Annotated in this window: 13 protein-coding genes and 3 pseudogenes; 6 read left to right on the plus strand and 10 right to left on the minus strand. The window is 43.4% G+C overall.

Translation table 11 applies throughout. The annotated features are described in order from the left end of the window. Positions 1-108: 108 nt before the first annotated feature. From ACE3JL_RS13075 to ACE3JL_RS13115, 9 genes and pseudogenes are all read right to left on the minus strand, one after another. The gene (locus ACE3JL_RS13075; RefSeq protein ID WP_375327646.1) at positions 109-870 is read right to left on the minus strand and encodes a cadherin repeat domain-containing protein; all 762 of its coding nucleotides are present in this window, start codon (positions 868-870) and stop codon (positions 109-111) included. Next, positions 755-7,759 (minus strand): Calx-beta domain-containing protein, encoded by a 7,005-nt coding sequence (locus ACE3JL_RS13080; protein WP_375327647.1) that lies wholly within the window; start codon positions 7,757-7,759, stop codon positions 755-757. Before ACE3JL_RS13080 ends, ACE3JL_RS13075 begins: the two co-directional genes overlap by 116 nt. Then, positions 7,747-7,911, minus strand: coding sequence for a hypothetical protein (locus tag ACE3JL_RS13085; protein ID WP_375329656.1), 165 nt, complete (start codon positions 7,909-7,911; stop codon positions 7,747-7,749). Before ACE3JL_RS13085 ends, ACE3JL_RS13080 begins: the two co-directional genes overlap by 13 nt. A 50-nt stretch (positions 7,912-7,961) precedes the next feature. Beyond that, positions 7,962-8,921 (minus strand): annotated as a pseudogene (locus tag ACE3JL_RS13090) (Rpn family recombination-promoting nuclease/putative transposase); the annotation flags it as partial. 311 nt (positions 8,922-9,232) lie between these two features. Further along, a pseudogene (locus ACE3JL_RS13095) lies at positions 9,233-9,334 on the minus strand (calcium-binding protein); the annotation flags it as partial. A 136-nt stretch (positions 9,335-9,470) separates the two neighbouring features. Beyond that, the gene (locus tag ACE3JL_RS13100; RefSeq protein ID WP_375327648.1) at positions 9,471-10,466 is read right to left on the minus strand and encodes a hypothetical protein; all 996 of its coding nucleotides are present in this window, start codon (positions 10,464-10,466) and stop codon (positions 9,471-9,473) included. Positions 10,467-10,516: 50 nt separating this feature from the next. Continuing rightward, positions 10,517-11,497, minus strand: a complete 981-nt coding sequence (locus tag ACE3JL_RS13105; RefSeq protein ID WP_375327649.1) for an Rpn family recombination-promoting nuclease/putative transposase — start codon at positions 11,495-11,497, stop codon at positions 10,517-10,519. 733 nt (positions 11,498-12,230) lie between these two features. Beyond that, complete coding sequence (locus ACE3JL_RS13110) at positions 12,231-12,797, minus strand: hypothetical protein (protein ID WP_271992287.1); 567 nt, start codon at positions 12,795-12,797, stop codon at positions 12,231-12,233. 485 nt (positions 12,798-13,282) lie between these two features. Beyond that, a complete protein-coding gene (locus ACE3JL_RS13115) occupies positions 13,283-14,761 on the minus strand; it encodes a hypothetical protein (RefSeq protein ID WP_375329614.1) in 1,479 nt (492 codons plus the stop codon). A 466-nt stretch (positions 14,762-15,227) separates the two neighbouring features. Between ACE3JL_RS13115 and psaA the strand changes: the two genes are divergently transcribed. From psaA to ACE3JL_RS13145, 6 genes are all read left to right on the plus strand, one after another. After that, positions 15,228-17,477 carry a photosystem I core protein PsaA gene (gene psaA / locus ACE3JL_RS13120; protein ID WP_375327650.1) on the plus strand — a complete coding sequence of 750 codons (2,250 nt, stop codon included), beginning with the start codon at positions 15,228-15,230 and terminating at the stop codon, positions 17,475-17,477. A gap of 178 nt (positions 17,478-17,655) precedes the next feature. Further along, a complete protein-coding gene (psaB, locus tag ACE3JL_RS13125) occupies positions 17,656-19,869 on the plus strand; it encodes a photosystem I core protein PsaB (RefSeq protein WP_002785240.1) in 2,214 nt (737 codons plus the stop codon). Between the two features lie 239 nt (positions 19,870-20,108). Then, positions 20,109-21,302, plus strand: coding sequence for an IS4 family transposase (locus ACE3JL_RS13130; protein ID WP_149989937.1), 1,194 nt, complete (start codon positions 20,109-20,111; stop codon positions 21,300-21,302). A 5-nt stretch (positions 21,303-21,307) separates the two neighbouring features. Next, positions 21,308-21,736 carry a DUF29 domain-containing protein gene (locus ACE3JL_RS13135; RefSeq protein ID WP_375327651.1) on the plus strand — a complete coding sequence of 143 codons (429 nt, stop codon included), beginning with the start codon at positions 21,308-21,310 and terminating at the stop codon, positions 21,734-21,736. Between the two features lie 369 nt (positions 21,737-22,105). Then, entirely contained in the window at positions 22,106-22,447 is a 342-nt protein-coding gene (locus ACE3JL_RS13140) for a nucleotidyltransferase family protein (protein WP_375327652.1), read from the plus strand. Further along, entirely contained in the window at positions 22,437-22,787 is a 351-nt protein-coding gene (locus ACE3JL_RS13145; RefSeq protein ID WP_375327653.1) for a DUF86 domain-containing protein, read from the plus strand. The genes ACE3JL_RS13140 and ACE3JL_RS13145 overlap by 11 nt, the downstream gene beginning before the upstream one ends. A 257-nt stretch (positions 22,788-23,044) precedes the next feature. On the opposite strand, the pseudogene ACE3JL_RS13150 reads toward ACE3JL_RS13145, so the two are convergent. Then, positions 23,045-24,200 (minus strand): annotated as a pseudogene (locus tag ACE3JL_RS13150) (ISL3 family transposase). Positions 24,201-25,352 lie beyond the last annotated feature (1,152 nt).

Below are 25,352 nucleotides of genomic sequence, written 5' to 3' on the forward strand. Positions count from 1 at the left end.
TTCTTGGGTTTCTGTTATGCAATGGACAGGGGTTATAAGGGATGGAACCCTTATATAGAAAGGCATTTAGTGATTTTTGTCAATTATTTTTGATCTAGAGCGAACTAATCAATTAAGTCTCTTGCCAGATAAGGATTTAGTCGATTTATGCTCCCATATCGAACCATACCAAGTCCCGAAGAGCCCAAAATCGGGGGAATTATTAATCTGTAATTGATTCCCTACAACCGAGAATGCTGAGTTATCTGTATCTCCTGTTCCTGTAACTAAACTATAGGTAAAGGTATTACCAGTATCGGGGTCTGTGGTAGAAAATGTTCCTATCACTGTGTTAACAGGAACATTTTCATTTACTGTGGTCGCACTTAAGACTAAATCAGTAGGGCCGACGTTAACAGTACCGACAGTAGTGGTCGCATCGGGCTGGGTTGGAGCGGTTTCAATTAGTCCCAAATTATCTGTTGCAACGCTATAGAAGCGGTAAGTTTTACCTGGTTGACCCTCAAATGGAGCAGAAGTGGCAGTAATATTATCTTTCCAGAGTGTGTAGGCTCCGTTGTCGGTGGAGACGTAAATATCGTAGGAAGCAATCCCACTTCCCTCATCGGAACCCGACCATGTGACGTTAAATGTGGTGTTACTATTCGTCAGTAAGGCAGTGACTTGACTGGTTGGCTTATCTACATCAATCGTATTTGTCCATTTGGGAGTATCAATAGGACTGTTGAAGTCGAAGACAATCCGAGCCTCTGCATCAATGGTAGTATTCGTTGTGAGGTTGGCGTTGGGTGAGATGGTGTAGTTGATGAAGCCTTCTCCATGTGAGGTTGGCGTTGGGTGAGATGGTGTAGTTGATGAAGCCTTCTCCATCGTGAGTGTCGTTGTTGGGAGGCAGGAAGCCTGCATCTGGATCTAAAGGTAATCCTCCTGTTAAGGGGTCAATGGTGGTTAGTCGCCAAGTGACGGTACGGGTGGCGATATCGAGAGAGGCTTCAAAATCGACGAAATAGCCGATGGTGCTGGTTAAATCTACGCTGGTGCTATAGGCTTTGAGTCCATCTGGTACGTCAACGTAAATACTGCCAAAGCCGAAGTCTCCGAGTTGAAAGGTGTCTAGATTGAGGTCTGTGTCGATGGTCTGGGTGACGGTAACGAAGACGGCGGGGGCAGTGGCAGATTTTAGGTTCTCGAAACGAATGGTATAGGGAAAATCGTGGTTGGGGATGAGATAGTTTTGGTCGCCAAATCCAGAGGGGCCGAGAATGTCGTTGGGGTCGAAGGCAAGGAGGACTAAAGACTCGCCGAAATCTAATAACTTTTGCCCTAGACCGGATAAACCGCCTATAAACTGATCGAACTGCTTATCCAGAAACTCCTGAGTTTTTTGATCTTCAATGATGTCATCAAATAAATTCATTCCGAAACCTAACATTAAGGCACCCGGTAATGTTTTTGGATTTAATGCCATCTCAAGTAAACTATCTTGTGTCAAAATGCCAATACCAACGCCCAATGGCATACTGTAAGCACCCAGTCCAATTAGTGCGCCATTTCCAAACCCATCCACACTTCCTTTAGTGGCTTGTTTCCAACCATCAGCAAAGTTCCTTTGTCCAGATGGTGTATTTATTATGTATTTTCCCGCTCCAATGATTCCACCAAGAATAGTTCCTCCGATAGCTCCCACTGCTAGATAAGCAGGAATCAGCCAAAATGTTCCAATAGGGTCAATTATTCCAGTAGTATTGTTTGCTGTGTATCGATACAAGTTCGTATCTCCACCATTCAATCCAATCGGATCAGCTGAAGTAAACCTCCCTAATTTATCGTCATAAAATCTCGCTCGCATGAAATCGAGTTCGTTGCCTTCATTCATGACTCCCCATTGACCGACATATTCAAAGGGATTAGCAATCGCTTCAACTTTGGTTAAATCTTCCCCAAAAGGTAGGTAACTATAACGATTGAGATAACTACCCGTTGCCCCACTCAAGCCCACTACCGAACCGATCGCGTCGGTATCGTAATAGTTATAACTTCCGCCGTTGGCTTGACCGACTAAACCAATACCGTGAATGTAGCGGGCAATGGGACTTCCCGTATTGCTATATTCCCCCACGACATCCACCAAACCCGTAGGATCGAGTAAATATTCGGTACGCTGACCATTTTTGATGCTGGCGATCCGATTGCCGAGGGCATCATATTCATAACTCCACGTTCCATCGGGCGTGACAACTTGGATTAAACGATTTTCGGCATCGTAGGAGTAGGTAGAGGTTTGGCCGTTTTGGGTTTTGGCGATCGTATTGCCGTCTGTATCATAGGTATAGGTATCTCCCCCAACCTGGGTATATTGATTAAGATTATTCGCGCTGTAATTAGTAGAAGTCCCGTTGTCCTGAACAGCAATGCGGTTGCCAGAGGCATCATAGAGATAGTTAATCGTTCGTCCTGTTGGTAAAGTGACGGAGGTTAGCTGTCCTGTTGCGTCGTACCCATAGGTGGATTTACCCTCTAAGGTTGTTACACTACTGCGACGACCCAGATTGTCGTAGGTATAGTCATAACGAGAATTAACAACATTGCTGGCGGTATAGTTGACAATGCTGGTCAGTTGTCCCGCTACGTCGTAACTATAAGTGGTGTAAGTGCCATTGCCATTATCTTCGCGACTTAAACGTCCTACTGCATCGTAACTATAGGTAACTAGAGTTTGACTATTGCCATCGGACAACTTAGACAAACGACCCACCGTATCATAACCGTAGTTAACCACTGCTCCTGTGTGGTCAACCATCCGGGTCCGCCGTCCTCCAGTATCGTATGAATATTCCAGAAAACGACCGTCATTTTGAATGACTTTTGTGATGCGGTTGGCGCTGTCATAGGTAAACGTGGTACTACTATCGGAATCAATAGCGGTTAGGAGATTGCCACGACTGTCATAGGTGAAGGTTGCTTGCGTGCCATCGGGATAAATTTTACTGAGCAGTAAACCACGATTGTCATAGGTATAATTAATCGTCTGCCCTCGGCGATTGACTGAAACTGTCAAATTGCCTTTCTCATCATAGGCAAAGGTTTCTGAACTACCATCACTGTAGGCAATACTTGATAAATTCCCTTGATTGCTATAGGAATAACTGGTGATATTTCCCCGTTGATCCCGCAAAATAGACAAGTTATTGAACTTAGATTCGTAGCTGAAATCAACCCGATGCCCTAACGCATCGACAGAACTGCTCAGATTCCCTTGGCGATCATAATTGAAGGTTGAAATGGTACTTTCTGGGGCGATGACTCTGGTTAAATTGCCACCGTCATCGTAAAAGAATTGGGTGACACGCCCTAACGCATCTTGAAAACGTCCAAGTTGCCCATTTCCATTGAGCCAGCGTTTGCTCGTCGCACCCGACGCATCTGTAACCGTGATGCCTCCAGCAGCATCGTAGCTATAGGTAACAGATTCAGCATTACTACTTTGAGTTTGCTGAATTAATCGTCCTTGATCGTCGTAATTAAAGAAGGTTTGGGAACTGTCAGGGAAAGTGACTTGACTGAGGGCATAGGCTTTAGCTCCAGCACTACTGTTTTGATAAGTGTAGTTAGTCGTTCCTTCTGGAGCAACGACACTGAGTAAGGTTTCGCCCGAAGAATCATAGCTATAAGTAGTAACTTCTCCCGCCGGATTAGTTAGCTTGCTAATGCGTCCCTGAGCATTGTAAGTCAGCGTTAAAGTGTCGCCATTGGAATGGGTGAGCGTTGTTAGTCTATTGTCGGTATAGCCCAAGGTGATGCGATCGCCGTTGGTATCTTCAACAACATTTAAACGCCCATTACTGCCAAAACTTTGGACTAAACCATTGGATTCCGTCAGACGATATCCCCCCGATTCTGCCTTGAGCGTGGCATAGTCACCTTCTTGGGGGCGATAAGTACCATCGGAACGTTTCTCAAAAAAGCGGATAATTTCTCCAGTTTGAATGATGACATTGCCGTTTTCTTCGGTGATAACTTGACTTTCCCAATTGTGCGTCCAACCGCGACCTAGTGACCCTAATGTGAAGCGCGAAGAAATTTGCTGTAGGTAGGTTCGCGCAAAAACTAAGGATAATCCGGGGGTCGGGGCGATGGTATCCACGTTACTGGCTAAAATACCGGCTCCCAAGGAATTATTTGCCTGTTTTAATTCAAAAGCAAGTAACTTTGAGGTATCGTCGGAAGCCTCTCCTAAACGCCCTAAATGACTAGCATTTTCGCTTAGAGCCTTTTGGAAACTATCAGATGTGTTGCCTAGAGCATCAGTGAAATTTTTGTAAATCACATTCCAAGCATCTACCGGAATTGTTATGGGGCGTGCTTTATCCTTTTGGGCATCCCAATTAATTGGATTACCTGCCCCGCCCGACTCGACGATGTTTAAGGAAAATTTAATTGCACCAACGGCTCTTTCTGCATCACCCCCAGCACCAGCGCCGCCGCCACCCCCACCGCCACCCGCAGCAACCATAGCCGCAGGATAGGGAGAAAAATAGATTTTGAAAGTTCCTGTTTCTCCCGGAGAAAGAGTACTACTATCTCCTTGATTGCCTGTTCCCAAGAAGGTCGCAGTCTCAGCGACTTTAAACTTGATATCTTCGGGAAGAGTGATGCTAGTACCACCACCGCCTCCACTACCACGTCGGCCCGTACTGACTCCACCAACTATAGACGAGGTAAAGTATTTGGAATTAGAACCAATAAACTCAGCTAAACCACTAGGGGATAAGAGGTTTAGGGAAAACAAAGGAGCCAGGATATCAGTATTACCTACGTTTTTATAGGTTACGACAACTTCTCCAATATTCCAGGGGCGCAATCGTGGCGTTACCGCTAAATCAATTTCTAAGGGGTTTTCTTTGAAGGGTTCTTCAATGGTAAAAACATCATTACGTTGAACATCTCCAGCCGTATCTGTGACTTTAATATCATAAGCCCCTACTTCTAGACTTTCCAAGTTGAAGTTGGCAACTAATTTGGTTTCGTCTAGCCATAGAACATTAGTGGCATTACGAATCGTATTGTCGGGAGCTATTAAACTTACAGCCGCATTGTTGGTAAATTGATTTCCATCAATTGTTATGGTGATCTGTCCTGAATTACTGCCTCGATCAGGGCTAATATGGGTGATTTGTAAGGGGACTTGGAGTGGCGTTCCTTGAGCGGTTAAGGTATAGTTTGTCGCTTCATTCTTATGATATACACGCAGATAATAGCTGCCTGCTTCTAAGGTAGTATTAATTTTTCCTATCTCGCTTAGGCTGGCGATTGCGCTGTTTACCACTAAACCAGAACTATTAAGTAGCTGAATATTTGCATCGGCATCTAAAGCACCAACGGTCAAATTGAACGTGCTTTTTTTTAGCAATTCAAAGCGATAGTAATCATTATTATCTATTGCGTTTACATAGTCATTCAATGTTTGAGAGCCATTAAGAATGCCTAGATTGCGAGCATCCCCCAAAGAATTACCCGCAAAATCAGGAATAGATTCATCGTCATCAATAATAGTGAGAGTCGCCGTACTTTGTGAACCTAATGCTATGCCATTCGGATTAGACAGTGCTAGAGTAATGGTTTCGTTAGTTTCTGATTCCGAGTCATTAATGATGGGAATGTTAACAACTTTGCTAATCTGTCCATCGGCAAAATTAACACTTATATTTGATCCGTTATAGTCTTGAGGTTTTGTCGCTGTACCATTGCTAAGAATAACGGTAACGCTGACTTCTCCCTGGCTACCACCTGAACGAGTAATCACGATGGGGGCTACTACTGTCCCGTTTTCATTGATGGTAAAATTGCTGGCACTAAATTGTAGTTGGCTGTTGGATTTAACATAAGCAAAACTAGGGTTTTCTGGGCTTAAACCAGAGACATTTTGCAAAATTGCGATCAATTCATCAGGTTCACTACCGGGTTTATCGAAATAAAGATTACTGGCATCTCCGCGAGCATTCAGAATGATGCGATAATCACTGACTGTACCATGCAATTGAATGAAATCTTCGAGGGAATTAAAGTCTGTAATAACAGCATAATCATAGCCCCCATCACTAGAAATATTTTGATCGTCATAGTATGCTTTGATGGCATTCCCCAAGATAAAGCGATCGCTACCCATTCCCCCTGAAAGGTAGTCAATTTCGTTTTGTCCGGGGTTGAGGTTGCTCTCATTTACACCGATAAGGAGATCATTTCCGGCTTCACCATATAAGGCATCGTTATCAGCACCGCCATTGAGGGTATCGTTGCCATCACCACCATAGAGCCAGTCACCGCCTGCATTGCCTGAAATTAGATCGTTACCTGCCAATCCTGAAAGATAATAATCCGCACTTGCACTCCCAACAATGGTGTCGTCAAAGTTCGTGCCTTTGAAGTCATAAAAATTTTCAATCGAGATTAAGGTATCGGTTTCTGCTCCCACTACAATTGTGCCGTTACCTGTGGCACTGTCGTAGGTCATGGTTAAGCCAGAGGTGCGATCGCTGTAGTTATTACTATAGGTATCAGTCCCCTCCCCGCCATTAATGGTGTTACTTCCTGTCCCCCCATTAAGATTGTCGTTGCCTGCCTCGCCATTGAGGATGTCGTTACCCTCTCCGCCACTAAGGTCGTCATTCCCATCTCCCCCATTGAGGACATCATTTCCTGTTTCACCGCGTAAATCATCGTTATCAGCACCGCCATTGAGGGTATCGTTGCCATCACCACCATAGAGCCAGTCACCGCCTGCATTGCCTGAAATTAGATCGTTACCTGCCAATCCTGAAAGATAATAATCCGCACTTGCACTCCCAACAATGGTGTCGTCAAAGTTCGTGCCTTTGAAGTCATAAAATGTTTCAATCGAGATTAAGGTATCGGTTTCTGCTCCCACTACAATTGTGCCGTTACCTGTGGCACTGTCGTAGGTCATGGTTAAGCCAGAGGTGCGATCGCTGTAGTTATTACTATAGGTATCAGTCCCCTCCCCGCCATTAATGGTGTTACTTCCTGTCCCCCCATTAAGATTGTCGTTGCCTGCCTCGCCATTGAGGATGTCGTTACCCTCTCCGCCACTAAGGTCGTCATTCCCATCTCCCCCATTGAGGACATCATTTCCTGTTTCACCGCGTAAATCATCGTTATCAGCACCGCCATTGAGGGTATCGTTGCCATCACCACCATAGAGCCAGTCACCGCCTGCATTGCCTGAAATTAGATCGTTACCTGCCAATCCTGAAAGATAATAATCCGCACTTGCACTCCCAACAATGGTGTCGTCAAAGTTCGTGCCTTTGAAGTCATAAAAATTTTCAATCGAGATTAAGGTATCGGTTTCTGCTCCCACTACAATTGTGCCGTTGCCTGTGGCACTGTCGTAGGTCATGGTTAAGCCAGAGGTGCGATCACTATAATTTGCTACATAGTAGTCAAAACCTGTACCGCCATTTAATGTATCGTTTCCTGCATCGCTGTAGAGAACATCATCTCCAGCATCTCCATTGACGCTATCATTCCCATTACCTCCATAAATATTGTCATTTCCCCCCAAACCACTTAAAGTATCATTGCCATCTAACCCAGAAATATTATCATCCCCAGAAGTTCCTGTAATATTATCATTACCATTAGTCCCCGTAAAATCCGCCTGTTCTACTTGAATATTTTCCCCATTTACTATAATTGTTGTCTGGTCATTCTCTCCTCGTAAAGCGTCTAAGGTTGCCACATCCAGTTGAGTTCTTTTTCTAGGGATTCGGGAATTTGTGTCCAATCAATCAATTGGTGAACTTCAGGAAAGAAGAAATGTAAAAACGCTTCAAAATACTCGGTTAATGCTTCTTTCCAAGGTTCATCATAATTAGCGGTTGTCTGTTTCATTATGACAATTTTAGTGGGTTGTTGTCAGAAGGCGATCGCTAACGTCAAAACTAAGCAGTTAAAGTATTTAACCAATTGATTAAATCTTCAACCGTGGAGAAGTCGAATAAAGCTTCTCCTAATGCTTCTACATCATCAATACTTAACTCCATGATTTTAGTTTCTAATGAAGGATTAATCTCCCCTAACTTGCGTTTAAGTTGACGAAGAATCAATGTCTTTTCCCGTTCGATACCTTGTTCAATACCCCGTTCGATACCTTGTTCGATACCTTGTTCAATACCTTGTTCAATACCCCGTTCGATACCTTGTTCGATACCTTGTTCAATACCTTGTTCGATACCTTGTTCAATACCTTGACGCATCCAACTGGTGGTAATTTGCATAACTCCCTCCTGTACGGGTTGACTAAATGTGCTAATCTCTTCTTGGAATTGTATCTCTTCCACCGGATTAAGATTGAGATATGTATCAATAAATCCAGAAATTAATTGCATTTTCGCTGGATTTAACCTTAAAGTAATTAACAAGCGCAGACATTCCGCTTTTACCTTAGCTCGCTCTTTCTCGGCAATGTTCATCTTCGCCATCAAAGCTGAAGCAACCGGATTCGGTTGATTAAGAAAATCTCGCCAATTTAATCGATTTAACTGCACTACCTGATAGTTAAATTCTAAGACTTTTAAATCGGGAAAATCGACTACATATTGACTAATCGCTTCTCTTTTTGGCTTTGAATAAGAGAAAATTACAATCGGATAAATCGGTAAGACAAATTTCTCATGAAAGCGAGCAAAATAAGTAAACATTCGCCGATTAAACCACTTGCGTGAACTTTCCTGCGCCTCTACATGAATCAGAAAAAAAGATTCTTTTCCTCGAAACTTAACTTGTGCGACTAAATCGCTTTCATACCTTTCTCCTTCCGTGACATCAGTAAATACTTCTTTGTCTAAAAAAGTAATCGATTCCCTATCTAAATAATCCATCAATTGAGGAAAAAATAACTCGGCTCTTCTGGTTTCTGTGTGGAAACGGGGTCTATACTGATAGTTTCTTCAGCAAAATAGTCCTAAAAGTCTTTCCAGGTAAATATTTCACGATTCTATAAGCAAAAATTATCACACAAAGTCGAGAAGAGCCACAACTCGATAAATTCGACAAAAAAGGTGGAGATTAACTCCTTAAATAATCGGTCATGGTCAATATTATTAGTCATGTAATATCATCTTAACTAATCTGAGCGATGAATGACTACTCGTCCCTATTGTATTCTGAAAAGTCGGTTTTGGCAACGGATTGTTATGACCTTACCCCCTTAACCTACAGCGATTGCCAAATTCGCCCAAAATCCATCAGATTGAGCGAAATGGAACAAAACATCGTCAATAGCAGGAAAAATCGACAAAAGAGAGAGAGTCATGACATTGACTGGAAAGGTTTATTGCTAACAGCTTTAGCCCAACAAGTGTCGATTTTTCAAGACCTCTTTAACAAAAATTAACATTTATTACAAGAAAACGGGTTTCTCAAAGAAACCCGTTTTCTAGATAGTTGTTCTAGGATTGGATTTTTGCCAAAGACTGCTTAAATTCTGCGAGAGAATGAGCGGTAGCTGCTAATTTAACAATCTCTTGTAATGTAGATAGTACCGAAACTTGATTCAGGTATTGTTCCACATCTAAAGGAACTTCACCTAAGCGAGCTTGCAAAACTGTTTTGACAAAATCACGAGCATTTTCTAACGCTCCAATTTCCTTACCAATTTCCTTACCAATTTCCTTACCGATTTCCTTACCCTGTTCTATTCCTCGTAACTCCATATTACTCATTAAAGGCATGGTTCTTTCCTCCTCAAATTGTTTAATTTTACTCTCTAAACTTGACTGTAATTCAGGGGATAAAGTCATCATATTGTCGATGATTTCAAATAATTTAATTATTTGTTCCCTCTCGAACTCTTTTTCATATAATCCTCTGATTAACTTCCACTTCCACTGTTCCCGTTCTGGCAGCTTCCCAGTAGTCGCTTTTGTTTTCAGGTGTGCCATGACTATTATAGCAAAGGGATTGCTACTTGCTTCTAGTTCTGACCAGCTTTCCTCATAGTCCAGTAATTTAACCGTTGGGAATTTGAGGCTGACTTCACAACCAGCGATAGTATAATTATAGGAATCTGGTCGCCAATTTACTCGTTCATCCCCTAATATAGCGAGACTGATAACCGGTTTCTGATACAAATCAAAGGCACGATAGTTATAAATATACATCCTCTGAGGGAAATTTTCTTCGTATTGACTTTGAATTTCAATATGAATCAAAATCCAGATTTCTTCTCCACTGAGTAACCAAACTTTATAGAGTTTGTCAGCGAAACGTTTTTTTGTTTTAGAGGAAGCGGTAATCCGTTTGAGTTCTTTTTCTAGGGATTCGGGAATTTGTGTCCAATCAATCAATTGGTGAACTTCAGGAAAGAAGAAATGTAAAAACGCTTCAAAATACTCGGTTAATGCTTCTTTCCAAGGTTCATCATAATTAGCGGTTGTCTGTTTCATTATGACAATTTTAGTGGGTTGTTGTCAGAAGGCGATCGCTAACGTCAAAACTAAGCAGTTAAAGTATTTAACCAATTGATTAAATCTTCAACCGTGGAGAAATCGAATAAAGCTTCTCCTAATGCTTCTACATCATCAATACTTAACTCCATGATTTTAGTTTCTAATGAAGGATTAATCTCCCCTAACTTGCGTTTAATTTGACGAAGAATCAATGTTTTTTCCCGTTCAATACCTTGTTCAATACCGCGTTCAATACCTTGTTCGATACCCCGTTCAATACCTTGTTCGATACCTTGTTCAATACCTTGACGCATCCAACTGGTGGTAATTTGCATAACTCCCTCCTGTACGGGTTGACTAAATGTGCTAATCTCTTCTTGAAATTGTATCTCTTCCACTGGATTAAGATTGAGATATGTATCAATAAATCCAGAAATTAATTGCATTTTCGCTGGATTTAACCTTAAAGTAATTAACAAGCGCAGACATTCCGCTTTTACCTTAGCTCGCTCTTTCTCGGCAATGTTCATCTTCGCCATCAAAGCTGAAGCAACCGGATTCGGTTGATTAAGAAAATCTCGCCAATTTAATCGATTTAACTGCACTACCTGATAGTTAAATTCTAAGACTTTTAAATCGGGAAAATCGACTACATATTGACTAATCGCTTCTCTTTTTGGCTTTGAATAAGAGAAAATTACAATCGGATAAATCGGTAAGACAAATTTCTCATGAAAGCGAGCAAAATAAGTAAACATTCGCCGATTAAACCACTTGCGTGAACTTTCCTGCGCCTCTACATGAATCAGAAAAAAAGATTCTTTTCCTCGAAACTTAACTTGTGCGACTAAATCGCTTTCATGCCTTTCTCCTTCCGTGACATCAGTAAATACTTCTTTGTCTAAAAAAGTAATCGATTCCCTATCTAAATAATCCATCAATTGAGGAAAAAACAACTCGATAAATTCGACAAAAAAGGTGGAGATTAACTCCTTAAATAAGCGGTCATGGTCAATATTATTAGTCATGTAATATCATCTTAACTAATCTGAGCGGTGAATGACTACCAGAAAATAACAACTCTTTGACTCTAACAAGTTTAAGGTTACTTGACAAGACGATCCAGAAAACGGGTTTCTTCAAGAAACCCGTTTTCTATTCTGAGAATATCCTCTCGTTGATAACCCTGTTCGTACAACCGTTTAGTTAATGTTAGTTTCGCTTCTTTGCGGGGGAGATAGGAGAATAAATAAAAGCAATCTCCTGACTCCTGATAACTGACTCCTGATAACTGACTCCTGACTCGGCTCTTCTAGGTTCTGTGTGATAAGTTCAACTTACATAGGATCGCTCAATCTTTGTGTCCTTTGTGTCTTTGTGGTTCGTTCCACCCCCTCGCTAGGAGGAATGTATCTTAGAATACATTTTACCCACCAAACCTAAGAGAGCAATAATAATCCCCCTTTTATCTGAAAAAGAGGGATTTATTTAGTCCAAATTGGTTAGATTGAGAGGAAAGTTTTCACGCTTCTCAGTCTAAAGACAAGAGATTTTATCCGGGAGCATCTCACTTACGCGATGAGTAATTATACTTAGCTTAAAAGCCACTCTTAATCGTGTCTTGGAACGAAATAGAGGCTTTTAAAGACCGCGTACATGGAGAATTAAAACAAGAATTACCCTCGAAAAGCCTATTTTTCTACTAAGTATTTATGCTTATTGCAAAGGTGAGATGCTCCCTTTTATCCTGATGTCTTTCCACTACCAAAGTCCGCGGATAGGAGATACACTAGGCGCGGGAGCGGGTTGAGGGGCAACTTCCGTAAAGGTTCTGGTTTCCGGGGGTAAAGCGGGAAGTCCCCAAGCGGGTTCTTTTTGGTTAAGTTCTCTTAAAAGTTGCGAGCGAGTGCTGCTGACGGCGATTTCCGATTTTAGTTTCAAGCGGGAAACCCAATAGGGACGAGCTTTACCCACATAAACTAATTTGCCATCTACCACTTGCAATAGTACATCATCACCACCCGTGGCATCCCCAACAATACGAGCGGTGGTTCCGTCGGTAAAGTCGCCACTGAAAATTTCTTTGCCATCCACTGTCACAGGTCTGATCAATTGGACGGACAGAATACCACCCACGGTTCCCCGGACGCGACCTAGTACATAGTCACCGGGGTTAAGTTGTGGCTCACCTCTGTAGGTGTTATGGCCGCGTAGTTGACTGATCAAGATTTCGTTATTTTGTGGTCCTGCTTGTGCAGGTACAGCGCCAACGGTAGTTAGGGCAACTAAACCGGCAAAACCAGCGACAAGGGAAATTTTGTTAAACACAATTACCTCAAGCAAAAAGTTAGTAAATTGTCCATAGACGTTTTAGATTATAACCTAGTTCCTAATTTTGTCTATATTGCGAAATATTAGTTTAATAATTTCTCGATCGAGCGGTTGGAGGTTTCAGTTATCAGTTATCAGTTATCAGATTGCAGATTCCAGTTTTAAGTAGGGTTTACCGAAAAAGACCTAGGATGGGGACAGACAGAGGGCAGGAGGCAGTTATTCAGCCAGCCCTAAGTAGAAAGTTTTAGGTGAAAACTCCGGGGTCTTCTGGACATCAGGTGAAAAATGTTCACTGTGTTACATAATGGTTATTAATGCTAGGGACATAAGGCTTATGCCCTTTTTTCGATAAGATAAGCTGATCACCTTAACTCCAATAGAACCAAACTTGGGAACTTTCTTTTCACTGATTACTGATTACTGTTTACTGCTCACTGAAAAACCCCCACCTCCCCACTTCCCCTAAAAACAGGATGAAGCTAGGCTTTAAGATCGATATTGCTGAATAATTCAGGATCGAGGGTGGGTAGTTCGATATCTTTTTCCCCCAGGGGAGAGGGTGACTGGAAGCGATTTACGGTTTGTTGAATGCGATCGAAAATGGTGATTTTTTCCTCGCTATTGTTCTGGGGTTCGGGAATAGGTTCCACTTCTAGCGGAGGTTGAATACCGGGGGCAGGTTCGTTAATCTCCTTTGTCTCTGGTATGGTGGTTAGGGGAGATTGGATCGCTTCAGGGGTTTCCTCTAGCTTTTCGACTGTTTCTGTCTCTACTGGTTTTTCCTCAACTATAGGGCTTTCTGGCTCAATAACAGGGCTTTCCTCAACTATAGGGCTTTCTGTCTCTACTGGTTTTTCCTCAACTATAGGGCTTTCTGGCTCAATAACAGGGGTTTCCTCAACTATAGGGCTTTCTGGCTCAAGTATAGGGGTTTCTGGCTCGATAATTGGTGTTTCTTCCTCTGGACTGGGAATAGTTTGATAGTTGGGATCGACGATGCTACGGGCAATTGTAGGGGATAAATCGCCGTGGACTAATTGACTAAGACCGTTTTGGTAAGAGGGATCAAAGCTAATCACGCGCACGCTGGTATTAAACTCATTTTCGATTTTATTTCCCTTACCATCGATGAATTCTAGTTGTACCCAGTTATTGCCCTTATCAAAACCCTTGAGATAGATTGGTTCCCAAGTATCAAGCAGAAAACTTTCACCGTTGACAGTGACACGAATGCGCCAATCTTGAAGATTATTATCCTCGTTGGCAGTATTGGACAGACGTAGAGGAGCATTACTCAGATAAAAATCGAGCAGGATTGGTTCCGCACCGTAGATTCCTTGCGGACTACTGTAGGTTAATAGGGGTAAGTTATGATCAGGGGCATTTTTGCCTGTTTTTGTCAGAATATGAAAGGTTGTTTCAGCAAAGGCCCCATCATTTTTAAAACTTTCTTGCCAAGGCCGCAGGGCCAAGACGCGGAGGGTGTGAGTACCGGGGGCAAGATTTTCTAGGATAATCGGCTGTTTGAGGTCGTAAATGGCTGCCGCTGGTTCATTATCGACAATCAGACTCAAGTGGAGTCCTAATTTCAGGGTATCGTCTTGGAAAATTGGCAGATCTGACACTTGTAGTTTAACTGTCACCTGGGTGTCATCGAAAACTTGTTCGGCCAGAGGACTGAGAATCGTTACTTGGGGGGCGTAACTATCTAAACTGGGGCGCAGTTCCTGAATTAGGGACGGGGGGGCAACCTCAGAAATGCGGCCTTGAACGACGGGAAGATTAGAGGTTTCGGAAGTGGGGAGATTGGTAGCTGTCAAGCGATCGCCACAGGCGGTTAACAGGGTGGTCAGTAAACCGATCACAAGACATATATGAAGGGTTTTGACTGGGATTAATTTATGTAGTAGGGATAGCACGTTCCTCCTAGAGCCAAGGCCAAAATCTATACAAACCATTGATTTTGCTAGAGTCATTGAATGCTCTGGTGTCAGCAAAAGCGGGAGAAGATGAGGTCATGGCCTCAATTTTACAGAATTGTTTGATTGTTTTTTGAGAATCTATCTATTGAATTTTCTATATGGTCTGGTGGGGGAGAAAAGGGGGAAATTGGCTTCTGGGGCGACAATTAATAAACTTTTGTAAAGAAAAATTACCGGTTTGACTCTGACTAAGACCGTCCATAGCAGAAAATGTCTCTCCTATCAAGGATTGAGAGAATTTTAATTATTGTTAAGCACAACGAACAGAGGAGAGAACAAAGACTTATCATCTACTATTGATGCTTTCGACTGGAATCTCACCCAAGAGGAAAGTCAAGCGACATTAACAAAAGGTGGGTCAGATTTCAACTTGCCTTTTTTAGGTTAAAAAATCTATCCTCAAATAAAACGCTAAGTCTATTGTCGAGAGAGGAGAATCCTCATGGCACTCCCCCCCAAAGAGGCGGTAGCTAAAGTGATTGTAGATAAAGACCCAGTACCTACTTCCTTTGAGAAGTGGGGTCAACCGGGGCATTTTGATCGCACTTTAGCCAAAGGACCCAAAACCACCACCTGGATTTGGAACCTACACGCCAACGTCCACGATTTTGATAGTCAAACCAGCGATCTCGAAGATATTTCCCGGAAAATCTTCAGTGCCCACTTCGGACATCTCGCCGTTGTCTTCGTTTGGCTAAGTGGAATGTACTTCCACGGCGCGAAATTTTCTAACTATGAAGCTTGGTTAACCAACCCGCTTGCCATCAAACCCAGCGCCCAAGTGGTCTGGCCGATCGTCGGTCAAGGCATCCTCAACGGCGATGTGGGCGGTGGTTTCCACGGTATTCAGATCACCTCTGGTCTGTTCTACCTCTGGCGCGCCTCCGGGTTCACCAACAGCTATCAGCTATACTGCACCGCTATCGGTGGTTTAGTGATGGCGGGCCTGATGCTGTTTGCCGGTTGGTTCCATTACCACAAAAGCGCACCGAAACTGGAATGGTTCCAAAACGTGGAATCGATGATGAACCACCACTTGGCGGGTTTACTCGGCTTAGGTTCCCTAGGTTGGGCCGGTCATCAGATTCACGTTTCTTTACCGGTGAACAAACTCCTCGATGCGGGAGTCGCTCCCCAAGATATCCCCTTGCCCCACGAGTTCATTCTCGAACCGAGCAAGATGGCGGATTTATATCCCAGTTTCGCCCAGGGTTTGACCCCCTTCTTTACCCTTAACTGGGGTGCTTACTCGGATTTCCTCACCTTCAAAGGTGGCTTGAACCCCGTGACCGGTGGTCTCTGGCTTTCCGATACCGCTCACCATCACTTGGCGATCGCTGTATTATTCATCATTGCTGGTCATATGTACCGTACCAACTGGGGTATCGGTCACAGCATGAAGGAAATCCTTGAAAACCACAAAGGTCCCTTCACCGGTCAAGGTCACAAAGGACTGTACGAAATCCTGACCACCTCTTGGCACGCTCAGTTAGCGATTAACCTGGCTCTCTTAGGTTCGCTAACCATCATCGTGGCCCACCATATGTACGCCATGCCGCCCTATCCCTATCAGGCGACGGACTACGCCACCCAACTATCCTTGTTCACTCACCACACTTGGATCGGTGGCTTCTTAATCGTCGGTGCGGGAGCGCACGCAGCGATCTTCATGGTGCGGGACTACGATCCAGCCAAGAACGTGGATAACCTGCTCGATCGGGTGATCCGTCATCGCGACGCAATTATCTCCCACCTGAACTGGGTATGTATTTTCCTTGGCTTCCATAGCTTCGGTTTATACATTCACAACGACACCATGCGGGCTTTCGGTCGTCCCCAAGATATGTTCTCGGATACGGGAATTCAACTACAACCCATCTTTGCCCAATGGGTACAAAGTCTCCACACCCTAGCCCCTGGCAACACCGCTCCTAACGCTCTCACTACCGCTAGTTATGCTTTCGGTGGCGACGTAGTAGCAGTGGGTGGCAAAGTGGCTATGATGCCGATCACTCTCGGTACTGCCGATTTCCTCGTGCATCACATCCACGCCTTCACCATCCATGTCACCGTGTTGATTCTCCTCAAAGGGGTTCTCTACGCTCGCGGTTCCCGTCTGATTCCCGATAAAGCGAATCTCGGTTTCCGTTTCCCCTGCGATGGTCCCGGTCGCGGCGGTACCTGCCAAGTTTCGGGTTGGGATCACGTTTTCCTCGGCCTGTTCTGGATGTACAACTCCATCTCGGTCGTAATCTTCCACTTTAGCTGGAAAATGCAGTCCGATGTCTGGGGAACCGTCGCCCCTGATGGCACTGTCACCCACGTTACCCTCGGTAACTTCGCCCAAAGTGCCATCACCATCAACGGTTGGTTACGGGATTTCCTCTGGGCGCAAGCAGCGCAAGTCATTAATTCCTATGGCTCTGCTCTGTCCGCCTACGGAATCATGTTCCTAGCCGGTCACTTCGTCTTCGCGTTTAGCTTGATGTTCCTGTTCAGTGGTCGCGGCTACTGGCAAGAATTAATCGAGTCGATCGTCTGGGCGCACAACAAGTTAAGAGTTGCCCCCGCTATCCAACCTCGCGCCCTGAGCATCATTCAAGGTCGTGCCGTTGGTGTGGCTCACTACCTCTTAGGCGGTATTGTCACCACTTGGGCATTCTTCTTGGCCAGAAGTCTCTCGATTGGCTAAACTTGCCTATAAGGGCTTGCCAGTCCCCCGGGGATTGGCAAGACTAGGCTGAACCAGCGTCGATTGACCGATACCTCTGTAAGCGTTTCCTATTACAGAAGGTGAATTGAAAAAAGGAAATAACCAGCACTCGTGTAAGAGCCTCAGTTATTTAGAGAGGAGAATTTCCTAAACAGCTATGGCAACTAAATTCCCTAAATTTAGCCAAGATCTAGCCCAAGATCCGACCACCCGTCGGATTTGGTACGGGATCGCCACAGCCCACGATTTTGAAAGTCATGATGGCATGACGGAAGAGAATCTCTACCAAAAGATTTTCGCGTCGCACTTCGGCCACATTGCAATCATTTTCCTGTGGACTTCCGGCACTATATTCCACGTCGCTTGGCAAGGTAACTTCGAGCAGTGGATCAAAGATCCCTTGAACATCCGTCCCATCGCCCACGCGATTTGGGATCCCCAGTTCGGTAAAGGCGCTGTAGATGCCTTCACCCAAGCTGGCGCTTCTAATCCGGTTAACATCGCCTATTCCGGGGTTTACCACTGGTTCTACACCATCGGTATGACCTCCAACCAAGACCTATACCAAGGTGCGGTGTTCCTGCTGATTCTCTCGGCGATTTTCCTCTTTGCTGGCTGGTTACACTTACAACCTAAGTTCCGTCCTAGCCTCGCTTGGTTCAAAAACGCTGAATCTCGCCTGAACCACCACCTCGCCGCTCTGTTCGGTGTTAGCTCTCTGGCTTGGACCGGACACCTCGTTCACGTTGCTATCCCCGAATCCCGCGGTCAGCACGTTGGTTGGGACAACTTCCTTTCCACTCCCCCCCACCCGGCGGGTTTACTACCCTTCTTCACCGGTAACTGGAGTGTGTACGCGGAAAACCCCGATACTGCTAACCACATTTTCGGTACTGCCCAAGGCGCGGGAACTGCGATTCTCACCTTCTTAGGTGGTTTCCATCCCCAAACCGAGTCCCTCTGGTTAACCGATATGGCTCACCACCACTTGGCGATCGCTGTGATCTTCATTGTGGCTGGTCATATGTACCGCACTAACTGGGGCATCGGTCACAGCATCAAGGACATCCTCAATGCACACAGACCCCCCAGTGGTAAGTTAGGAGCCGGTCACAAAAATCTTTATGACACGGTTAACAACTCTCTCCACTTCCAACTCGGTTTGGCTCTCGCTTCTTTAGGCGTGATCACCTCTCTGGTGGCGCAGCATATGTACGCGCTACCCCCTTATGCCTTTATCGCTAAGGACTACACCACCCAAGCGGCTCTTTATACCCACCACCAATACATCGCTGGTTTCCTAGCGGTGGGTGCTTTCGCTCACGGTGCTATCTTCTTCGTGCGTGACTATGATCCCGAAGCGAACAAAGATAACGTGCTGGCGCGGATGCTGGAGCATAAAGAAGCGATCATCTCTCACCTAAGCTGGGTTTCCCTTTTCTTAGGTTTCCACACCCTCGGCCTCTACGTTCATAACGATGTGGTCGTCGCTTTCGGTACTCCCGAAAAACAAATCTTGATCGAACCTGTGTTCGCTCAATTCGTGCAAGCAGCTTCGGGTAAAACCCTGTACGGCATGAACGTACTGTTGTCTAACCCCGATAGTATCGCTTACACCGCCTATCCCAACTACGGTGATGTTTGGTTACCCGGTTGGCTAGACGCAATCAATAGCGGCACTAACTCCCTATTCTTAACCATCGGTCCTGGCGACTTCCTCGTTCACCATGCGATCGCTCTTGGTTTACACACCACCGTTCTAATCCTGGTTAAAGGTGCTTTAGACGCTCGTGGTTCCAAATTAATGCCCGATAAAAAAGACTTCGGCTATTCCTTCCCTTGCGACGGTCCCGGCCGTGGCGGTACTTGCGACATCTCTGCTTGGGATTCCTTCTACCTAGCCATGTTCTGGATGTTGAACACCCTGGGTTGGTTAACCTTCTACTGGCACTGGAAACACCTCGGTGTCTGGTCGGGTAACGTGGCTCAGTTTAACGAAAACTCCACCTACCTGATGGGCTGGTTCCGCGATTACCTCTGGGCTAACTCGGCTCAGTTAATCAACGGTTACAACCCCTACGGTGTTAATAACCTTTCTGTCTGGGCCTGGATGTTCCTCTTTGGACACCTCGTTTGGGCAACCGGTTTCATGTTCCTGATCTCTTGGCGCGGTTACTGGCAAGAGTTGATCGAAACTATCGTTTGGGCCCACGAACGTACTCCTCTGGCGAACCTCGTTCGTTGGAAAGACAAACCCGTGGCTCTCTCGATCGTTCAGGCTCGTTTGGTTGGTTTAGCTCACTTCACCGTTGGCTATATCTTCACCTACGCCGCCTTCTTGATCGCTTCCACTGCTGGCAAGTTCGGCTAAACCTTGAATTAGGTAACTAAAAAACCCCCCGCCCATTGGTGGGGGGTTTTGTTGTTTATGATTGATCGTAAAAGCACGGCTCAATCTCAAAAATCTATGCAGTGGGAAGAATTAAAACAACTTTATGATCAGGACTTCAAGGGGTGACAGAGGGGCTACAAGCTAGATAGAGCGGGGGGTCTAGCCAAACGACCCCCTAAAGAAATAGAGTGGTTAGGACAACCACTCAAAATTTTAAAATGTTACCTTCATTCTATCAGGCTTGTTTACAGGCGAACCTTAGCGAGGCGAGCTATTTGACCTTACAGCTCCTAATCCTGCTCTTACAAAGTCATCGGATAGTCCAACTAGAGAAACTGGCCGCTCTTTTCCCGCAACCGATAACCTTTGAAAGTAGAAGACGGAATTTGCAGAGATTTCTTAAGCTCCCGCAACTAAACGTGAAACTCTTGTGGTTTCCTTTGATCAAACAGATCGTCAAGCTAGAATTTAGCGGAAAAAATAAAAATCGAGAGCAAAGAAGAAGGCTCAAAAAACTGAAACACGCGGGAAGATTATTAGTCGTCATAGATAGAACCGATTGGAAGGGGAGAAATTTATTCGTCGCCAGTGTGATTTGTGGTCGGAGAGCTTTGCCCGTATATTGGGTGTTACTGAATAAAAAAGGAAGTAGCGCTCTCGGGGAACAGAAAAAATTCCTCAAGCCAGTCTTAGGGTTGTTGAAACCCTATCCGCTCGTCGTAATGGGAGACCGTGAATTTCAGTCAGCGCAATTAGGGAAGTGGCTTGACGACAGAGGTGTAGCTTTTATCTTCCGTCAAAAGAAAAGTACCTACACGCGATTGAAAGATGGAGAAAACTATCAAGCCCTTTCCGAGTTAGAACCGAACCGGGGCGAGCGAAACTTCTTTCGGGGAGTGACCCACACGAAAAGCCATGAGATCGAGGGGTTCAACCTAGCAACTTATTGGAAAAGAGGTTATCGAACTAAAGGGTCTAAAGAGCCTTGGTATTTATTGACCAACCTAGAATCTTTAGAGATAACTCTCAAGTTATATAAATCTCGATTCGGGATTGAAGCGATGTTCAAAGATTGTAAAACGGGAGGATATAATCTTGAAAAAACGAAAGTGAGCGAGCCTCGCTTTCTCGCCTTAATTTTATTAATCGCTATCGCTTACTCTTTGAATACAACCCGTGGTCAAAATCTCAAGAAATCGGGAACTCGCGATTATATTTGTCGCTCCAAAGAAGCGAAACGCGGTCCGGAAAGACATAGCGATTTTTGGATAGGTACTTATGGGAGCTTCTGGATCGAGTCGATGGACGCGTACTCGGAACTCGCCTTTTCTTTGATCCGCCTCAAGCCAGGAAAACACCCCGATTTTTCTAGGGGTCTAACGGCTATGCGCCTTATCCAGCAAGCCTTTTAGTCGCCTTGTCACCCCTTGAAGATCAGGACTTTGTTTTGTGGATTGAGCGAACCACCGAACAAATTCGACGCGGGGAGATGAAAAATTTAGATTGGGAACATCTTTTAACGGAGATAGAAGATTTGGGTAGAGAACAAAGAAACCAAGTGGAAAGCTATCTAATTCAAACCGTTAAACATTTATTAATGTATCAGTATTGGCTGACTGAAAAAGGTAATTGTGGCCGGGGATGGGCCGATGAAATCGATAATTTCCGTCTAGAACTAGAAATTTTATTCCAGTCAAAAACCCTCTACAATTATGGTGCTTCTAGGTTAGATATAATTTATGATAAAGCCAAGCGATCGGTAATCAAAAAAACTGGTTTATCTGTTGATAGGTTTCCGCAAGTTTGTCCTTATACCTTTATAGATTTTGATTTTTTACCAGTTTAGAATAGGAGAATTAAAGCTGAGAAAGACATTCATAAGTTATCCTCTTGTTCAAGAGACATCTCCAAAAATCATCACCCAATCACAGCTTGCTTTTATACTATCTACTAATTAAGTAGTTCTATAGCTGAAATGTATATCTATCGTTGCCAATTTGATTTCATTGAAAAAATATGGGGCGATTAAAATCATTTTTATTTGGGTAAGTTTCTTAACTAAAAAGACTTTGAGCCTTGAGATAATATTAGATCGAGGTCTAATGTTATTCATCAAACAAACATTAAGGTTACAATGAAGGAATCAGATTTCAGAAAATAGCCATGAAACGAGATGAGGTACTAAGTACCTAAGCAAAATTAATTACACACTTCGATGAAGCTTTTGCCTCTTGCCTATTGCCTCTTGCCTATCTTCACTGGGAAATTTATTTTGCATGACTACTTAACAATTCTCGCAACACACCGAGAACAATTAGAAAAACTAGGGGTAAAGTCTCTGTCTCTATTTGGTTCAGTAGCAAGGGATGAGGCAGGTTTTGACAGTGATGTAGATTTATTGGTAGAATTTAGTAAAGCGGTAGGGTTATTTGAGTTTATCGAGGTACGACTTTACTTAGAAGATATATTAGGATGTTCTGTTGATTTAGGGACTCAAGATTCTTTAAAAGAACATTTACGACAACCTGTATTAAAGGATGTGATTAGTGCCTTTTAAAGATTGGCAACTTCGTCTTCAAGATATTGTTGAATCCATTGATGAAATCTTGGAATGGACGGCTAATATGACCCTTGCAGATTTTAGCTCAAATCGAGTGACTCTTAAAGCAGTTCTTTATAATTTAGGAATTATTGGTAAGGCATCTAGAAATATTCCTAGTGATATACAATTGCGTTATTCTCAAATTACTTGGCGTTTAATGGGAGATATGCGAAGTGTCATTTTTCATGAATATTTTCGGGTAGAATTGGCAATTGCTTGGCGGACGATTGAAAATAATCTAACTCCATTGCGTTCACAATTACAGGAAATTTTAGAAAATGAAGCCGAAAATTAATCTATAAAAATCCCCCTCAACTGGTCTAAAATTAAGGCAGGGCTATACCGCTTAATACGATAGTCTTGACAGAACGTAGATTCATAATTTTTTCCTGAAATTGGGAAGCCGTGTTTACTTGCTAATTTCAGAATATTCGGAGTCTAAGGATGATGTCAGTCCCAAAATAAGTGGAAATTGACGATTTCAATCGTTTCTACTTTCAGTAATAAAATAGAGGAACGTGGGCTCTTCTGGTTTTCGTGTGTTAATTTTTGTTATGAATTAAAGCAAGCAAACAGCTTAAGTCGAAGATGTTCAAAATTGGTAAATCCATAACTCATTCTTTTAATAAGCTTTATTTTGGTATTCATTCCCTCAATTAATCCGTTGGTTGTATGATTTTCAAAGTAATTACAAATACCTGGCAAATGCTTCTGGATCATGCTGGCACTACTTTGATATAATATCCCGCCTATTCTTATCCATTTTTCCAATTTTCTCTCAGCACCTCTGAACGTTCTACAACTTTGATAAATTTGTCTAATTTCTTCTTTCATTTCCCAGGCTATTCCTAAGCATGGATGTTCTTTCAGGATAACTTCTAGTTGTTGTTTTTGCTCATCCTTTAAGTCCTCTTTATTCTTCCATAATAAATGAGGTAATCCTTTTTCATGCACCCCCATTAACTTTCTCAATTTATTAAGCTCGTCATTGATGATAGCCATTACATGAAAACGGTCATAGATGATTTTAGCATTAGGAAATAATTCCTTGATCACTGCTGTAAATCCTGACCACATATCGACGCTCACTTCTTTCACCTTCTCCCGAACTGCCTGGAGGCTGTGCTTTTAAGGCTTCCATTAATTCTTCTTGCTTATGTCCTTTCATCACATCTAGTAAAATTTTCTTGTCCAGATCTACGACCGTTGTTATGAAATCTTTATGTCCTTTTAAGTTACTAAATTCATCTAAGCTTATTCGTTCTGGTGCTTCCCACTCTTCCTTTTCTAGTTCTTTAGCACAGTGATTAAATATTAACTCAACTTCTTCCCATCCTAACCCTTCTTCTCGACTTATTTCTTCGATGCTACAATTTTTTACTCTCTCATAAATCATCGATTCATAGCGAATTGTATGATGCTGTCTTAATCTCATAAAACTCAGTCTTTCGCTGATATACTTTTGGCACTTTTGACAATGAAACTGACGGCGTGGTACTTCTAAATATACTGGATTACCTAATATTGACAAGTCTCTGACTAGATTATACTCTGTCTGATTGATTCTGTCTAAGGTTTGATGGCAATTCGGACATTCAATTGTTTCATTTAAAAGAGCAAGCTTTAGGAAAATTGTCTGAGCAATTTTTTGATAATTGACCACTGTTACATTTTGTAAATCGAGGAGTTGATCAAAATTTATCCACATAACCCACCTCCTGTTCTGTGTTACTATTATACCATGCTCACACAGAACCTAGAAGAGCCGAACGTGGAAATTTATAGCTGGACTTCCCCCTTATAAACATACTAGCTATGGCTAAAAGTCTTACAGAGCCTGAGTTAAAGCAATAAAATACTAATGAACTACTGGACACAAAATCCTGAAGTTCTTACGGAGATAGGGTTTGAGGCAAAAATTTTCAAATTTGACCTTTAGATCATTAGACCTCTTGCAAAAGTCTTAAGTCGATCCTTGTACAGCAACATTTTTGAAGATTATCAACTACTAATAAATAATTAACTGAAAGTCCCTCCCATTATTGTTTCTATCGTTTGTTTTCGGATTTATGCAAGAGGTCTATTATAGCTTGTTTCGGGGCAGAAAACCAGCAAAAACATGGCTACAAAGGTAATCCCTTACTCTAGAGATTAATGACACTATCTGTTAAGATCAAATTAGCGATCACTATACAGCCAACTCTACGGAATCGCTCTACTCCAGATACAGTCAACGGTACAGCGGCTCGACGGCTCGACTGAGCATCGCCGAACGTCTGAGCATCGCCGAACGTCCATTTTCAAGGGAAAAATGTACCCAGTAGCCTCTTTTCAATTTTTTCTTAGACGCGACCTGCAGTAAGGGTTTTGTTAATTTTCTAGTATTTATGTATGGGGGAAGTCCAGTTAGAATACATTTTACCCACTAAACCTAAGAGAGTCTCAATTCGGCGTTGTCATACTCAATCCAGTTATTAAAAACTGATTATTTATTCCCCCTTTTGCCTCTTGCCGTTCGGACTTCGGCGTGAGGCTTCGGCGTGAGGCTTCGGCGTGAGGCTTCGGCGTGAGGCTTCGGCGTGAGGCTTCGGCCGTGAGCTCAGTCGAACGCTGAGCTCACGGCCGAAGCCTCACGCCTTTTGCCTATCCTGATATGTTACCTATACTCAACGGATTTAGTATCAGATGTAAAGATGAATCAAGCAAAAGTTTAGGGAACTGGAACATCCTTAAACTTAAGATAATGAATTAGAAGCTTAAGGGAATTTTCGGTAATGTTTAATAACCGGATTTAGTGTGACACCGAATCTCGACAACTTGTTATTAAAGCGATAGAATCGGTAGCGTTACGGGTAATTAG

The organism is Microcystis sp. BLCC-F210 (assembly GCF_042134685.1).
GTDB lineage: Bacteria > Cyanobacteriota > Cyanobacteriia > Cyanobacteriales > Microcystaceae > Microcystis > Microcystis aeruginosa_D.

Coding starts and splice junctions, on each gene's coding strand:
- ACE3JL_RS13100 (WP_375327648.1), bottom strand. CDS start 10,466: ATGAAACAGACAACCGCTAATTATGATGAACCTTGGAAAGAAGCATTA.
- ACE3JL_RS13115 (WP_375329614.1), bottom strand. CDS start 14,761: ATGGTTTGTATAGATTTTGGCCTTGGCTCTAGGAGGAACGTGCTATCC.
- ACE3JL_RS13085 (WP_375329656.1), bottom strand. CDS start 7,911: ATGAAACAGACAACCGCTAATTATGATGAACCTTGGAAAGAAGCATTA.
- ACE3JL_RS13130 (WP_149989937.1), top strand. CDS start 20,109: ATGTTACCTTCATTCTATCAGGCTTGTTTACAGGCGAACCTTAGCGAG.
- psaB (WP_002785240.1), top strand. CDS start 17,656: ATGGCAACTAAATTCCCTAAATTTAGCCAAGATCTAGCCCAAGATCCG.
- psaA (WP_375327650.1), top strand. CDS start 15,228: ATGGCACTCCCCCCCAAAGAGGCGGTAGCTAAAGTGATTGTAGATAAA.
- ACE3JL_RS13140 (WP_375327652.1), top strand. CDS start 22,106: ATGAAGCTTTTGCCTCTTGCCTATTGCCTCTTGCCTATCTTCACTGGG.
- ACE3JL_RS13075 (WP_375327646.1), bottom strand. CDS start 870: ATGGAGAAGGCTTCATCAACTACACCATCTCACCCAACGCCAACCTCA.
- ACE3JL_RS13105 (WP_375327649.1), bottom strand. CDS start 11,497: ATGACTAATAATATTGACCATGACCGCTTATTTAAGGAGTTAATCTCC.